Below are 13463 nucleotides of genomic sequence, written 5' to 3'. Positions count from 1 at the left end.
GCCGTCATGGCCAACGCCGCGCCGATCTTCGTCTTCGACGTCCGCTACGTGATCGAGCTGATCCTGTTCGTCTTCGCGCTTGTCGTGCAGGGGGTGGCTCTCGTGCACGCCGTGACGCAACGTTCCGATGCGTTCCCGGCCATCGGGACCCTGCCGAAGGGCGGCTGGATCGCGATCCTGGCGGTCACTCTCCTGCTCACCCTGCTCACCCGCTCCACCCTCAGCATCTTCGGGCTGATCGGGGTGGCGGCGGCGCTGATCTACCTGCTCGACGTCCGGGTCGGGCTACGCGACCTGGGCGACAACAGAGGGTCCTGGTGAGAGCTTTCCGCTGGCCACCACCACCGGACGGTGGACCGCGCACCTGGGGGCCCGGACCGGGTGCCCCGCGCAGCGGCCGGCCGCCGTTGCCCGATCCGGAGACCGAACTGGTCGCCACCCCGCACGGCGTACGACTGGAGCGGCTGGTCACCGGCGTCGGTGACCCGGTCACCGTCTTCGCGCACGGGCTGGCCAACGGCATCGCCACCACCCGACCCTTCGGCAGCGGTGTCACCGGTCGCCGGGTCTTCTTCCAGTTCCGTGGCCATGGCCGTTCCGACGCGCCCGACGGGCCGTGGAGCTATCTGGACCTGGCCCGCGATCTGCGGGCGATCGCCGACCTCAGCGGCGCCACCCGCGCCTTCGGGGCCAGCCTGGGGGCCGGTGCGCTGTGCCGGCTGCTCGCCGAGAGCCCGGAACGGTTCGAGCGGCTGGTCTTCTTCCTGCCCGCCGCGCTGGACCGGCCACGCGGACCGCTCGCCCGTGCGCGGCTGAGCGAGCTGTTGGCGGCGGTGGAGAGCGGGGACGCCTCGGCGGCGGCGGAAGTTGTCGCCACCGAGCTGCCGCCGGCCGTACGCAACACTCCGGCCGGCTGGGCCTACCTGCGGCAACGGTTGGACCATCTGCTGCGCGACGGCCTCGCCGCCGGGCTTGTCGAACTGCCGGAGCAGGCCCCGCTGCCCGACGCCGGCGTGCTCGCCCGGGTGTCCGCGCCGGCACTTGTCATCGCCGCCGAGGGCGATGAGCTGCACCCGGTGGAGGTGGCCGAACAACTCGCCGCCGTGCTGCCCCGGGCCACCCTGCACCGCTACGACCGTCCCGGGGTGCTCTGGACGGAACGCGCCGACCTGCGCCGCCGCATCGGCGACTTCCTCAACGGCTGACCGCCGCCGGTCGCCCCGCCGTGGGCGCCCGCGAGACGCGGCATGTCGCGGCATCCGGCGCGCGGGAGGCGCGCCATGCGGCAGGTCCTGACGTCTGGCGCGCGGAAGGCCCGACATGCCGCGTCTCGTGGGTCACAATCGTCGGCGCGAATACCTGCCACCAGGTGGCAGGTATTGCTGGCAGCGTGGGACGCATGACGAAACCGCTGATCGGAAAGGTGGCGCTGGTCGCCGGGGCCACCCGCGGTGCCGGCCGGCAGATCGCCGTGCAACTCGGCGCCGCCGGGGCCACCGTGTACGCGACCGGCCGCAGCAGCCGCGCGGGCCGCTCCGAACTGGACCGCCCGGAAACCATCGAGGAGACCGCCGAACTGGTCGCCGCGGCCGGGGGCACCGGCATCCCGGTGCGGGTCGACCACCTGGTGCCTGACGAGGTGCGGGACCTGGTCGCCCGGATCGACGCCGAACAGGGCCGGCTCGACGTGCTGGTCAACGACGTGTGGGGGGCCGATCCGCTGATCACCTGGGAGAAGCCGGTGTGGGAGCAGCCACTCGACGCCGGCTTCCGGACCCTGCGGCTGGCCGTCGACACGCACGTGATCACCAGTCACTTCGCGTTGCCGCTGCTGATCCGCCACCGCGGCGGACTGGTGGTCGAGATTGGTGACGGCACGAAGGCGTACAACGACGAGAACTACCGGCTCTCGGTCTTCTACGACCTGGCCAAGACCTCGGTCAACCGGCTCGCCTTCGACTGGGCCCACGAACTCAGGCCGTACGGAGCCACGGCGGTCGCGCTCACCCCGGGCTGGATCCGCTCCGAGGCGATGCTCGAGCACTTCGGCGTCACCGAGGCCAACTGGCGCGACGGCGCGGCCAAGGACCCGCATTTCCTCATCTCGGAGACCCCGGCGTTCGTCGGCCGGGCGGTCGCCGCGCTCGCCGCCGACCCGGACCGGGCGCGCTGGAGCGGCCGGTCCGTCTCCGCCGGGGAACTGGCCCAGGTGTACGGCTTCACCGACGTCGACGGCTCCCAGCCGGACGCCTTCCGCTACATCAGCGAGGTGGTCGACGCCGGCAGACCCGCCGACGTCACGGGCTATCGCTGATCCTCCCGCCCCGGCGTCCGCCCGGCCGAGCGGCCCGGTCGGCATTCACCCGGCCGGCGCCGCCCGGTCGGGAGACCCGTCGTCGCCGGGATGGTACAGCGCGGCGGCTCGCCTCGCCGCCTCGGCCAGCCGCGACCGTAGCTCCGGCGGCTCGATCACCTCCACCTCCGGACCGAGCGCCAGGAGTTGGGTGTAGGCCACGTCGACGGACTCGACGGGCAGGCGGGTCCGTACCCAGCCCTGCCCGTCGGGTTCGTCCGCGGCGGCGACCGCCGCCTCGTACCCGAACGGAATCTCGGCGAGCTGACGGAGTCGGCGCAGGCCGGCGGGGCTCAGCCGGATCGTCACCTCGGCCCGCAGCATGCCGCGCAGGAACGCCTCGGCCTGCGCCCGCCAGTGGCTGGCCAGGTCGAACCCGGGCTCCCGGTCGAAGCCCTCCTCGTGCGGCTCCACCGCGGTGACCCGGTCCACCCGGTACGTGCGCACCTCGTCGCCGACCCGACCGACGAGATACCAGGTACCGCTCTTGAGAACCAGGCCGTAGGGGCAGACCCGGCGGGTGACCTCGTGCTCCCCGCGCCGGTAGCGCAGGGTCACCACCCGGTCCCGCCAGACCGCGCCGGCCAGCTCGGCCAACCACCGTGGCGGTGCGGTCTCGCGGTACCAGCCCGGCACGTCCAGGTGGAACCGCTGGCCGGTGCGTGCGGGGGCGTCGCGCAGGCTCGGCGGTAGCGCCGCGAGGAGCTTCAGTTCCGCCGCCGCCACCGCGTCGGCCAACCCCATGTCACCGGCCGGACCGGGCAGTCCGGCCAGGAACAGGGCCTCGGCCTCGTCCCGGGTCATGCCGGTCAGCCGGGTCCGGTAGCCGCCGAGCAGCCGGTAACCGCCGGTCCGCCCCCGGTCGGCGTAGATCGGCACGCCGGCGGCGGAGAGCGCCAGTACGTCCCGGTAGACCGTCCGCTCGGACACCTCCAGCTCGCGGGCCAGCTCCGCCGCCGTCAGCACCTCACGGGCCTGCAGCAACAGCAGCAGGGAGAGCAACCGGGACGCCCGCACCGACGCTCACCGTCCGCCGGGGGTCAACAACCCCCGGTCGTACGCGACCGCGACGGCGGCGGCCCGGTCGTTGACCCCGAGCTTGGCGTAGACGTGCAGCAGGTGGGTCTTCACCGTGGCCTCGCTGATGAACAGGCGCGCGGCGGCCTCGCGGTTCGACGAGCCCCGGGCCACCAGGGTGAGCACCTCCAACTCGCGCTGGCTCAGCGGTTCCCCGGCCGGCTGGCGTGGCGTGCGCAGGCGACCCATCAGCCGGCCGGCCACGCTCGGCGAGAGCACCGACTCCCCTCGGGCGGCGGCGCGTACCGCCCGGACCAGTTCGTCGCGGGGCGCGTCCTTGAGCAGGTAGCCGGTGGCGCCCGCCTCGATTGCCGGCAGCACGTCCGCGTCGGTGTCGTAGGTGGTGAGTACCAGCACCTTCGCCGGGCTGTCCGTCGCGACGAGGCGGCCGATCGCGGTCACCCCGTCCATCCCCGGCATCCGCAGGTCCATCAGCACCACGTCGGGGCGGCTGCGGGCGGCCACCGTCAGCGCTTCGGCGCCGTCCGCCGCCTCGCCGACCACCTCGAACCCGGGGTCGCCGGCGAACATGCCGCGCAGCCCGTCACGCACCACCGGGTGATCGTCGACGATGAGCAGGCGTACCGGTTCGGTCATGCGGCCGCTCCCGGCAGGGCCGGTACCGAGGCCGAGACGGCGGTGCCGCCACCCGGCTCGGACTCGACCGCCAGTTGGCCACCGACCCGGGTCACCCGCTGCCGCATCGCGGTCAGACCGTAGCTTCCGTCCTGGTCCGGCGTCGCCGGCCCGTCGGCCACGTCGAATCCCGATCCGTCGTCCCGGACGTCCAGGGTCACGACGTCCGACATGTACGACAGGGTCAGCCCGACCCGGGACGCGGCGGCGTGCCGGGCCACGTTGCTCAACGCCTCCTGCGCCGCCCGCAGCAATGTCACCTCGATCTCCGGGTGCAGCGGCCGGGGTGTCCCTGTCGTGTTGACGTCGGCCGCCACCCCGTGCAGGGCCGACCAGCGCTCACCCAGCTCGGAGAGCGCGTCGGGAAGGCGGGCCGTCTCCAGTGGCTCGGGGCGCAACGCCCGGACCGACCGGCGGGCTTCGGTGAGGCTGTCCCGGGCCAGTGCCAGGGCATTGTCGATGTGCCGACGCCAGTCTGCCGAGTGGTCGCGGGTCTGCTCGGCCGCCTCCAGTTGGGTGATGATGCCGGTCAGCCCCTGCGCCAGCGTGTCGTGGATCTCCTGTGCCATCCGCTGCCGCTCGTCCAGCACACCCGCCTCGCGGGCCTGGGTGATGAGCTGGGCGTGCAGCCCCTCGTTCTCCCGTACCGTCTCGGCGAGTTGCCGGTTGGCCGCGGCGAGCTCCGCCACCAGCCGCTTGCGCTTCGCCTCCTCCCGTTCGCCGACGAGGTTGAACCAGCTCACCGCGCCGGCCAGACCCAGGTTGACAAGCACCAACACCAGCCACAGCGACCAGTGTGACCGGGAGGACGGCAGGCCGCCGCCCTGCGCGGTGGCGACCAGCACGGCGGTCGCGGCCATGCCGACGAATCGCCACCGCCCGTGCAGCACGAGGAAGGCGTGCAGAAATCCAACCCAGGCGAAGAAGCCGTACCACGGGCTCGCGACCACCAGGACGGCGGCGAAGGCGAGCAGCCCGACATAGTAGAAGGACATTGACACCCGTCGTTCCGGCAACTGCGGAGACAGGATGACGAACCAGGTGACCCAGCAGGCGGTCAACCCGGCGACGACCAGGGTGGGCAGCATCGGCAGCCCGCGCGGTGCCGGTGCGAAGGCGGCGAGCAGCGAACCGACGAGCAGCCCGCCGTAGGGCAGGAGGCGGTGCAGCCGCGCCTCGCGTGCCCGCCAGCTGGTCAGTCGGTCGTCGTGGGCGGGCAGGGCGTCGTCGCGGCTGGCCGTCAGGTCCCCGCCGCCGCAGCTCGTCCCGTCCCCACTCACCATGCGTTCACTCCCAGCGGAACAGCTTCGCCGCGGCGGCGCCGGCCGCCACGGCGATGACCGCCATTATCCCCAGGTGCAGCGGGTGCGGTGCGGTGCCGGTCCAGGCGTCGAGCAGCGCCTGGACCCCGGGTGGCGTGTAGGCGCCGACGTCCGCGAGGAAGCCGGGCAGCAGGAACCGGGGCAGGTACACGCCGCCGAAGAACATGATCAGCATGAACACCGGTACCGCCAGGGCCTGGGCCGACTTGGCGGTGGGCGCGACCGCCGCCACCAGCAGCCCCACCGCGAGCAGTGCGCCCGTACCCAGGACGAGCGCCGCCGCGAACCCGAGCGGATGCTGCGGCAGCGGGATGCCGAACGCGACTCGGGCGACCACTGCCAGGAGCACCGCGCTGGCCAGGATGCCCACCAGGGCCAGCACGAGCTGAGCGGCCAGCAGCGCCAGCGGACTCGCCGGTGTGGTGGCCAGCCGGCGGAGGATGCCGCGCTCCCGGTAGGTGGCCAGCACTGCGGGCAACGCGTTCACCGCGACCATCGCCAGCGTGACCACGAGCAGCGACGGAGTGAAGTACGCGATGAAGGACTTGTTGTCGAGGTCTGGACTGGGTTCGCGCAGCGTGGGTATCAGCCCGAGCACCACCAGGATCAGAGTGGGCAGGGCGACGGTCAGCACCAGCGTCGGGATGTCCCGCAGGTGCAGCTTCGCCTCAGTCTTGAGGATCTGGCCGAAGGCGTGCATCGAGTTCTCCTCAGTCGTCGAGCCGGCGCCCGGTCAGCTCGACGAACGCGTCGTCGAGCGTGGCCTGCTCCAGCCGTAGGTCGGCGGCGATGATCTGGTGGCGGGCGAGCACCGAGGTGACCGCGTGCAGCATGCCGTCGGTACCCGTCACCACTGTCTGACTGCCGGTGCGGGTCACCGCGGAGACCTCCGGCAGGTCGGTCAGCAGCCGGTCGTCGAGTGGTGCGGACGGCCGGAACCGGATGCGTTGCTCGGGTACCGCTGCCGAGACCAGACCGGCCGGGGTGTCCAGGGCCACCACCCGCCCCTTGTCGATCACGGCCAGGCGGTCGCAGAGCCGCTCGGCCTCCTCCATGAAATGGGTGACCAGCAGGATGGTCACGCCGCGGTCCCGGACCCGCTCGATCAGATCCCAGGTGTCCCGGCGGGCCTGCGGATCCAGCCCGGTGGTCAGCTCGTCCAGGATCGCGATCCGCGGGTTGCCGACGAGCGCCAGCGCGATGGACAGCCGCTGCTTCTGGCCGCCGGAGAGCTTGTCGTACGGGGTGTTCCGCTTACTGTCGAGGCCCAGCTCGTCGATGAGCTGCGCCGGGTCTGCGGGGTCGCGGTAGAACGAGGCGTAGAGCGCCAACGCCTCAGCGACCCGGAGCCGGTCGGGCAGTTGGCTCTCCTGAAGCTGCACCCCTACCTGCTGGCGCAGCCGGGTCGCGTCCCGGCGGGGGTCGAGCCCGAGGACCGACACCCCGCCCCCGTCTGGGACGCGTAACCCGGCGACGCACTCCACAGTGGTGGTCTTGCCGGCGCCGTTCGGTCCGAGTACGCCGAAGATCTCGCCGGCCTCGACGTCGAAGGACACGCCCGCCACCGCCACCGTCTCGCCGTACCGCTTGTGCAGGTCCGTCACCTCGATGACCGGCATGGTCACCGCCTCTCGCCGTCGGGTTCTCGGGTACGACTCAAGGGTCGCGAGAGCAGGCCGGCGACGAATCGACCGGCTGGAGGTGATCTTGATCGGCTCCGGTTGATACCGGCGGTCCGTCAACCGGTGGATGCGCCGACGAGTGACTACGCTCCTGGGCGTGCACGCATCCGAGCTTCCCTCCACCGCCGTTGGCGCCGGTCGCCGCTTCCTCGGCGGGGCCACGCTGCTGCTGCGAGGCGTCGGCCTGTACGTACGCAGCCCAGGTCTGATGCTGCTCGGCGTCGTCCCGGCGCTGATCTCCGGGGCGGTCTTCCTGTCCGCGTACGCTCTCCTGGTCTTCTTCGTCGACGACCTGGCCGCCGCGGCCACTCCGTTCGCCGACGACTGGGCGACGACGCCGCGTAGCGCGGTCCGGGTGGTCGCCGGGCTGGCCTTCCTCGGTCTCGGTGGCCTGCTCACCGTCCTCACCTTCACGGCGGTCACCCTGGTCATCGGCGATCCGTTCTACGAGAAGATCTCGGAGCGGGTGGAGCGACGCTACGGAGGCACGCCGGACGCGGTCGAGGTGCCGTTCTGGCCGTCGCTGCGGCGTAGCGCCGTCGACTCGCTCCGCCTGGTCGCCCTGGCGGCGCTGTTCGGGGTGCCGTTGTTCGCCGCCGGCTTCATTCCGCTTGTCGGCCAGACCGTGGTGCCGGTCATCGGCGCGGCGGTGGGCGGCTGGCTGCTCGCCGTGGAACTGACCGGCGCGCCCTTCTCCCGGCGCGGCAAGCGACTGCCGCACCGGCGCGCCGCGCTGAAGGCGGACCGCCCCACCGCACTCGGCTTCGGGGTCGCGGTCTTCGTCTGTTTCCTGATCCCGCTCGGCGCGGTACTGCTGATGCCGGCCGCGGTGGCCGGTGCCACCCTGCTGGCCCGCCGCTCGCTCGGCCAACCCATCACGGAGGGCTGACATGGACATCGCACTGGTCGAGGGGGACATCACCGCCGAGCGGGTGTACGCGGAGGGTTAGCCGCCGGGGCGCAGCTCGCGTACGCAGGACCACTGGCTGGCCACCCGTCGGTAGCCGAGCCGGTCGTTGACCGCCAGCATCGGCGCGTTCGCCGCGTCGTTCCCGGTGTACGCGACGGTGACGCCGCGCGCCGCCGCCCGGTGCAGCGCGGCCAGCTTCACCAGCCCGGCCAACCCGCGTCCCCGGTGCTGCGGCACGGTGCCGGTGTAGTCCGACCACATCCGCCCGCCGTCCCGCTTCACCAGGCTGATCGCCACCAACTCGCCGTCGACCTCGGCACCCGTGCTGGCCTCCCGGTCCAGCCCGACGTTGTCCCAGGTGGTGGCGAGCCAGTCGGCATAGCCGATCGCGCCGGACACGACGTCGCCCGGCTCGTCGGCACTGGCCAGCACGTCCACCCGGTGCACACGACGAGGGTCGACGTCGGTCAGTGGGACCAGTCGGACGCCGTCGGATCCGGTCGGCAGCGGCGGCAGCATGTGCAGGTCCAGGGCTGAAAAGTGCTCCTGGCGACTCGGGGTGAAGCCGTGCCGGCGGACGAACGGCAGCGCCTCGGGCAGCGCGCGCCCGTGCAGCCGGGTCAGGCCGAGCGGGGCGAGGTGCGTCACCGCCTCGGCCAGCAGCGCGCCGCCGATCCCGCGGCGCCGGTGGTCGGGGTGTACGTGCAGCAGCGACACCTCCCCGACAGCCTCGGCGGTGTGCTCGTTGCGGGACGCGCACACCCAGCCCACGATGTGCCTGTCGACCTCGGCGACGAAGCCGGTCCAGTGCAGACCCGGAGGCGGGGCGGCGATCAACTGCCGGGTGGACGCGACGCCCCGCACCAGAAAGGGAAACACGAGCCTCCGCAGCGCCACCACTGCTGGAGCGTCGTCGGGCTGTGCGGCACGGATCAGCACGGACGGTTCAGGCATGCGCGGCAGGCTAGCCAAGCCCGACCGACCCCGCGCCCGCTTTTCCGCCCCCCGGCACCGGACGGTGGGTACGTTTCTTGTCGCTGGGGCGACAAGAAACGTACCCAACTTCGGGTTCAATCGATGGATGCGGATACCTGGGGACGACGCCGAAGCGTTGCGGTGGTTGCTGTTCGAGCAGTCGGGGATCGTCAGCTGGTCGCAGGCGACCGCCGAACTGTCCCCGGCGAAGGTCCGGCACCTGCTGGCGACAGGGCGGTGGACCAGGGTGTGTCGGGGAATCCTGCGGGCCGCCTCGACCGATGAGCCGTACCGTCGAGAACAGCACTGGTGGGTGGCGGTCTTGGCGGCCGGTCCGGGAGCGGTGCTGGCCGGGCTGGCGGCGGCGACAGCGGGCGGGCTACGCGGCAACTGGCGCCACGAGACCGTCGACGTGCTGGTCCCGCATCACCGACGCCGGGCAGACCTGCTGCGTCGACTGCCGCTCGGCCTGCCTGCGGCCCGGGTACGCCGGGCCCGGCAGTTACCGGCCGAGGACCGGCAGCGTGGTCGGCCCGACCGCACGTCGATGGCCCGGTCGCTGGTCGACGCGGCGCAGTGGGCGCGTACCGACGCCGAAGCGCAACAGATTCTCGCTGCCGGCTGCCAGCAGCGGCGGGCGGCCCCGGCGGAGATGACCGCGGTTCTCGCCCGATTGCCCCAGGCCCGGCGACGCGTCCTGATCCGACAGACGTTGCAGGACATCACCGGTGGCGCCGAGGCGCTCTCCGAGATCGACCTGATACGGCTCTGCCGGCGCCACGGTCTCCCGGCACCGACCGGGCAGCAGCGACGCCGGGACGCCGACGGACGGATCCGCTACCTGGACGCCTACTGGCCACAGTGGCGGCTGCACGTGGAGGTCGACGGCGCGCACCATATGGACGCCCGGCACTGGGCGGCGGACCTGCGTCGACAGAACCGGATCTGGATCGACGGCGACCGCATCCTCCGGTTCACCGCCTTCGACGTCCGCCACCGCCTCGACGATGTCGCCGCCCAACTCCGCGCCGCCCTGACCGCCGCTGGCTGGCGAGGCTGAGCGTGGGTACGTTTCTTGTCGCTGGGGCGACAAGAAACGTACCCATGTGCCGCGCACCACCGTCGGCGGAATCAGGCGGAGTCGCGGATGATCAGCTCGGTGGGCAGGATGAGTGCCGGTTCGACCTGTTCGCCGGCGGCGAGGCGGAGCAGCAGTCGGGTGCCCTGCCGGCCCAGCTCGACTATCGGCTGCCGAACGGTGGTCAACGGCGGATCGGTGTACGCGGCGGTCTCGATGTCGTCGAAGCCGATCACCGCGACGTCCTCGGGCACCCGCCGTCCCGCCTCGCGCAGCGTACGCAGGGCGGCGTGCGCCATCAGGTCCGACGCGGCGAAGACGGCGTCCAGGTCGGGGTGGGCGGCGAGCAGTTCGCGCATCGCCGCCGCGCCGGACTCACGGGTGAAGTCGCCGACCGCCACCATCTCGGGCAGCCCGGCGGCGGCGACGGTGTCCCGGTACCCGGTCAGCCGCTCGATGCCGGCGACCATGTCCTGCGGGCCGGCGATGGTGGCGATGCGCCGTCGGCCGCTGTCGATCAGGTGCCGTACCGCGCGGGTGACCCCGCCGACCTGGTCGACGTCGATGTACGGCACCTCCGCCCCGTCGAGCGGTCGGCCGCTGCACACCACCGGGATGCCCAGTGCGGCCAGCCGGGCGGGCAGCGGATCGGCTCCGTGCAGCGAGGCGAACAGCACCCCGTCGACGTGCCGACCGGTGGTGTACCGGGCGACTCGTTCATGCCCGGCCGGCGACCCGGCCAGCATCAGGACCAGCTGCTTGTCGGCGGCCTCCAACTCCTGGGCGGCGCCGCGGATGATCCCCGGGAACACCTGGTCGTCGGAGAAGACCCGGGTGGCCTCCTCCGGCATCACCAGGGCGATCGAGTCGGTCCGCTGGGTGACCAGCGTGCGTGCGGCCAGGTTCGGCACGTACCCCAGCTCGGCGACCGCCTGGCGGACCGCCTCCTGGATCGGTTCGGCGACCGTGGTCGAGCCGTTGACCACCCGGGAGACGGTGGCCCGGGACACACCGGCCCGTCGTGCCACCGCCTCCAGAGTGGGCCGCTGCGCCCCCGTCATCGGAGAAACCACCACCTCGTCACAGCCCGTTCCGGGAGATCACCTCCTGGTACCACCGGGCGCTGGACTTCGGTGTACGCCGCTGAGTGAGGTAGTCGACGTGCACGATGCCGAATCGCTTACGGTACCCCTCGGCCCACTCGAAGTTGTCAAGCAATGACCATACGAGATAGCCGCGCAGGTCGACGCCCCGGGCGATGGCCTCGTGCGCGGCCCGCAGGTGGCCGTCGAGGTAGGCGATCCGGTCCGCGTCCTGGAGCGGGGTCGTCGGGTCGGCGGTCTTGTCCGGGAACGCCGCCCCGTTCTCGGTGATCAGCAGCGGCACCGCCGGGTAGTCGGTGGCGATGCGTTCCAGCAGCCGGGTCAGTCCGGCCGGCTCGATCATCCAACCCATGTCGGTGAGCGGTCCGACCGGTGCCAGGAACTGCACCTGGCCCTCGGTTCCGGGGTACGCCCCGCCACCGCCGGCACCGTCCGGCCGGCCGGCGACGTAGGTCGGCGCGTAGTAGTTGATCCCGAGCAGGTCGATCGGCGCCGCGATGATCTTTTCGTCCTCGTCCCGGACGAAGGTGGGTTCGACGAACCGTGCGACGTGCTCGCGGACGTCGTCCGGGTATCCGCCGACCAGCAGCGGATCGAGGAAGATCCGGTTGTGCAGACCGTCGACCAGGCGTGCGGCGGCGGCGTCGGCGGCACTGTTGGGATCGGCCGGACACACGTCGGCGGGATTGAGCGTGACGCCGATCCGGCCGGCACCGCCCGCGCGCAACGCCTGGGTCGCCAGGCCGTGCGCCAGCAGCAGGTGGTGTACGGCGCTGAAGGCCGCGCCCGGGTCCTGCACGCCGGGGGCGTGCACGCCGTTGCCGTAGCCGAGGTACGCCGAGCACCACGGCTCGTTGAGCGTGGTCCAGGTGCCGACCCGGTCACCCAGGCGGGCGTACACGGCGCTGGCGTAGGTGGCGAAGTGCTCGGCGGTCTCCCGGCTGGTCCAACCGCCCCGGTCCTGCAACGTCTGCGGCAGGTCCCAGTGGTAGAGCGTGACGATCGGGTCGATGCCCCGGCCCAGCAGCGCGTCCGTCAGCCGGTCGTAGAAGTCCAGGCCACGTGGGTTGACCGGGCCGCTGCCGTCGGGCTGGATGCGGGGCCAGGACACCGAGAACCGGTACGCCTGCAACCCCAGCTCCGCCATCAGCGCGACGTCGTCGGCGTACCGGTGGTAGTGGTCGCAGGCGACGTCACCGGTGTGGCCGGCGTGCACCTTGCCCGGCGTACGGCTGAAGGTGTCCCAGATCGACGCGCCGCGCCCGTCGTCGCGGACCGCCCCCTCGATCTGGTACGCCGCGGTGGCCGCACCCCAGAGAAAGTTGTCCGGGAATCTCAACTCAGTCACGCCTTGACCGCACCTTCCATGATCCCGCCGATGATCTGGCGGCCGAACAGGACGAATACCAGCAGCAGGGGCAGCGTGGCGATGGCCGTGCCGGTGAAGACCTGGGACATGTCCTGGTAGTAGCCGTCAGACAGGGCTCGCAACGATAGCTGCACGGTGGGATTCTCCGGGTCGTTGAGCACCGCGTACGGCCAGAGGAAGTCGTTCCAGGTGGTCATGAAGGTGAGCAGGCCGAGGACGGCGGCAGCCGGCCGCAGTGCCGGCACCACCACGTTCCAGTAGATGCGGGCGGTGCCGCAACCGTCCACCCGGGCAGCCTCGATCAGCTCACTGCTGACCGCCTGCCCGGCGTACTGCCGCATCATGAACACCCCGAAACCGGTGACCAGGGCGGGCATGATCACGGCCGGTAGTCGGTCGTTCAGGTTCAGCTTCGTCATCAGGATGTACAACGGAATGACGCCCAGTTGGGTGGGCACCATCATGGTGGCAATGATGATCATCAGCAGTGCGCTGCTGCCCCGGAACCGCAACTTGGCGAAGGCGAACCCGGCGAGGGTCGAGAAGAACACCACCGAGACGGTGACCGTGACCGCGACGATCGCCGAATTGATCAGGCCGGTCAGGAAGTAGGCGTCGGTGTTGGCGAACAGCCGGGAGATGTTCGCGCCCAGGTTGCCGCCGGGTGTCACCGGCGGTGGCAGTTGGCCCATCGCGTCGCTGGACCGGCTGGCCACCACGAACATCCAGTAGATCGGGAAGACCGACAGGACGCCGGCGGCGACGAGTGCGAAGTACGTCAGCGGGCTCGCCCGCCACAACCTGCTCATCGCGCCACCTCGCTGCGCTCGGCGTCACGATGAGTCACCACGGCACTGCGCTGAATGACTCGCTCGCTGCGCTCGCTCATCGCGCCACCTCGCTGCGCTCGGCGTCACGATGAGTCACCACGGCACTGCGCTGAATGACTCGCTCGCTG

Annotated in this window: 14 protein-coding genes; 5 read left to right on the top strand and 9 right to left on the bottom strand. The window is 71.8% G+C overall.

Annotation, left to right across the window (positions count from 1 at the left end; translation table 11 throughout):
• Positions 1 to 6: 6 nt before the first annotated feature.
• From O7605_RS07105 to O7605_RS07095, 3 genes are all read left to right on the top strand, one after another.
• On the top strand, positions 7 to 321 hold the full coding sequence (locus O7605_RS07105; protein WP_164448510.1) for a DUF2516 family protein: 315 nt from the start codon (positions 7 to 9) through the stop codon (positions 319 to 321).
• Complete coding sequence (locus O7605_RS07100) at positions 318 to 1205, top strand: alpha/beta fold hydrolase (protein WP_269738426.1); 888 nt, start codon at positions 318 to 320, stop codon at positions 1203 to 1205. The genes O7605_RS07105 and O7605_RS07100 overlap by 4 nt, the downstream gene beginning before the upstream one ends.
• 194 nt (positions 1206 to 1399) lie before the next feature.
• On the top strand, positions 1400 to 2314 hold the full coding sequence (locus tag O7605_RS07095; protein ID WP_269738425.1) for an SDR family oxidoreductase: 915 nt from the start codon (positions 1400 to 1402) through the stop codon (positions 2312 to 2314).
• Positions 2315 to 2359: 45 nt separating this feature from the next.
• Here O7605_RS07095 and O7605_RS07090 read toward each other — a convergent pair whose 3' ends face one another.
• From O7605_RS07090 to O7605_RS07070, 5 genes are read right to left on the bottom strand one after another with little or no spacing between them, the layout of a single operon-like run.
• Complete coding sequence (locus O7605_RS07090; RefSeq protein WP_269738424.1) at positions 2360 to 3370, bottom strand: helix-turn-helix transcriptional regulator; 1011 nt, start codon at positions 3368 to 3370, stop codon at positions 2360 to 2362.
• A 6-nt stretch (positions 3371 to 3376) separates the two neighbouring features.
• Positions 3377 to 4027 (bottom strand): response regulator, encoded by a 651-nt coding sequence (locus tag O7605_RS07085; RefSeq protein WP_269738423.1) that lies wholly within the window; start codon positions 4025 to 4027, stop codon positions 3377 to 3379.
• Positions 4024 to 5349 (bottom strand): sensor histidine kinase, encoded by a 1326-nt coding sequence (locus O7605_RS07080; protein WP_269738422.1) that lies wholly within the window; start codon positions 5347 to 5349, stop codon positions 4024 to 4026. The genes O7605_RS07085 and O7605_RS07080 overlap by 4 nt, the downstream gene beginning before the upstream one ends.
• 4 nt (positions 5350 to 5353) lie before the next feature.
• Positions 5354 to 6088 carry an ABC transporter permease gene (locus O7605_RS07075; protein ID WP_269738421.1) on the bottom strand — a complete coding sequence of 245 codons (735 nt, stop codon included), beginning with the start codon at positions 6086 to 6088 and terminating at the stop codon, positions 5354 to 5356.
• A gap of 10 nt (positions 6089 to 6098) precedes the next feature.
• Positions 6099 to 7007, bottom strand: coding sequence for an ABC transporter ATP-binding protein (locus O7605_RS07070; RefSeq protein ID WP_269738743.1), 909 nt, complete (start codon positions 7005 to 7007; stop codon positions 6099 to 6101).
• Between the two features lie 130 nt (positions 7008 to 7137).
• On the opposite strand from O7605_RS07070, the gene O7605_RS07065 reads away from it, so the two are divergent.
• On the top strand, positions 7138 to 7959 hold the full coding sequence (locus O7605_RS07065; RefSeq protein WP_443083881.1) for an EI24 domain-containing protein: 822 nt from the start codon (positions 7138 to 7140) through the stop codon (positions 7957 to 7959).
• A 57-nt stretch (positions 7960 to 8016) separates the two neighbouring features.
• Here O7605_RS07065 and O7605_RS07060 read toward each other — a convergent pair whose 3' ends face one another.
• Complete coding sequence (locus O7605_RS07060) at positions 8017 to 8919, bottom strand: GNAT family N-acetyltransferase (RefSeq protein WP_269738742.1); 903 nt, start codon at positions 8917 to 8919, stop codon at positions 8017 to 8019.
• A gap of 142 nt (positions 8920 to 9061) precedes the next feature.
• Between O7605_RS07060 and O7605_RS07055 the strand changes: the two genes are divergently transcribed.
• Positions 9062 to 10015 carry an endonuclease domain-containing protein gene (locus tag O7605_RS07055; protein ID WP_269738419.1) on the top strand — a complete coding sequence of 318 codons (954 nt, stop codon included), beginning with the start codon at positions 9062 to 9064 and terminating at the stop codon, positions 10013 to 10015.
• A gap of 71 nt (positions 10016 to 10086) precedes the next feature.
• Here the strand turns inward: O7605_RS07055 and O7605_RS07050 are convergent, their stop codons facing one another.
• From O7605_RS07050 to O7605_RS07040, 3 genes are read right to left on the bottom strand one after another with little or no spacing between them, the layout of a single operon-like run.
• Complete coding sequence (locus O7605_RS07050) at positions 10087 to 11094, bottom strand: LacI family DNA-binding transcriptional regulator (protein ID WP_269738418.1); 1008 nt, start codon at positions 11092 to 11094, stop codon at positions 10087 to 10089.
• Positions 11095 to 11113: 19 nt separating this feature from the next.
• Positions 11114 to 12484 carry a GH1 family beta-glucosidase gene (locus O7605_RS07045; protein WP_269738417.1) on the bottom strand — a complete coding sequence of 457 codons (1371 nt, stop codon included), beginning with the start codon at positions 12482 to 12484 and terminating at the stop codon, positions 11114 to 11116.
• Complete coding sequence (locus tag O7605_RS07040) at positions 12481 to 13314, bottom strand: carbohydrate ABC transporter permease (RefSeq protein WP_269738416.1); 834 nt, start codon at positions 13312 to 13314, stop codon at positions 12481 to 12483. Before O7605_RS07040 ends, O7605_RS07045 begins: the two co-directional genes overlap by 4 nt.
• Between the last annotated feature and the right edge of the window lie 149 nt (positions 13315 to 13463).

This window comes from Verrucosispora sp. WMMA2121 (assembly GCF_027460185.1).
Classification (GTDB): Bacteria; Actinomycetota; Actinomycetes; order Mycobacteriales; family Micromonosporaceae; genus Micromonospora; species Micromonospora palythoicola.
The sequence above is the reverse complement of the archived record's forward strand: the minus strand, read 5'-3'. Positions and strand labels throughout refer to the sequence as shown.

Excerpts from the sequence above, each read along its gene's own strand:
- O7605_RS07105 (WP_164448510.1), top strand. The coding sequence starts at position 7 with ATGGCCAACGCCGCGCCGATCTTCGTCTTCGACGTCCGCTACGTGATC.
- O7605_RS07095 (WP_269738425.1), top strand. The coding sequence starts at position 1,400 with ATGACGAAACCGCTGATCGGAAAGGTGGCGCTGGTCGCCGGGGCCACC.
- O7605_RS07085 (WP_269738423.1), bottom strand. The coding sequence starts at position 4,027 with ATGACCGAACCGGTACGCCTGCTCATCGTCGACGATCACCCGGTGGTG.
- O7605_RS07080 (WP_269738422.1), bottom strand. The coding sequence starts at position 5,349 with ATGGTGAGTGGGGACGGGACGAGCTGCGGCGGCGGGGACCTGACGGCC.
- O7605_RS07075 (WP_269738421.1), bottom strand. The coding sequence starts at position 6,088 with ATGCACGCCTTCGGCCAGATCCTCAAGACTGAGGCGAAGCTGCACCTG.
- O7605_RS07070 (WP_269738743.1), bottom strand. The coding sequence starts at position 7,007 with ATGCCGGTCATCGAGGTGACGGACCTGCACAAGCGGTACGGCGAGACG.
- O7605_RS07065 (WP_443083881.1), top strand. The coding sequence starts at position 7,138 with ATGCGCCGACGAGTGACTACGCTCCTGGGCGTGCACGCATCCGAGCTT.
- O7605_RS07055 (WP_269738419.1), top strand. The coding sequence starts at position 9,062 with ATGCGGATACCTGGGGACGACGCCGAAGCGTTGCGGTGGTTGCTGTTC.
- O7605_RS07050 (WP_269738418.1), bottom strand. The coding sequence starts at position 11,094 with ATGACGGGGGCGCAGCGGCCCACTCTGGAGGCGGTGGCACGACGGGCC.
- O7605_RS07040 (WP_269738416.1), bottom strand. The coding sequence starts at position 13,314 with ATGAGCAGGTTGTGGCGGGCGAGCCCGCTGACGTACTTCGCACTCGTC.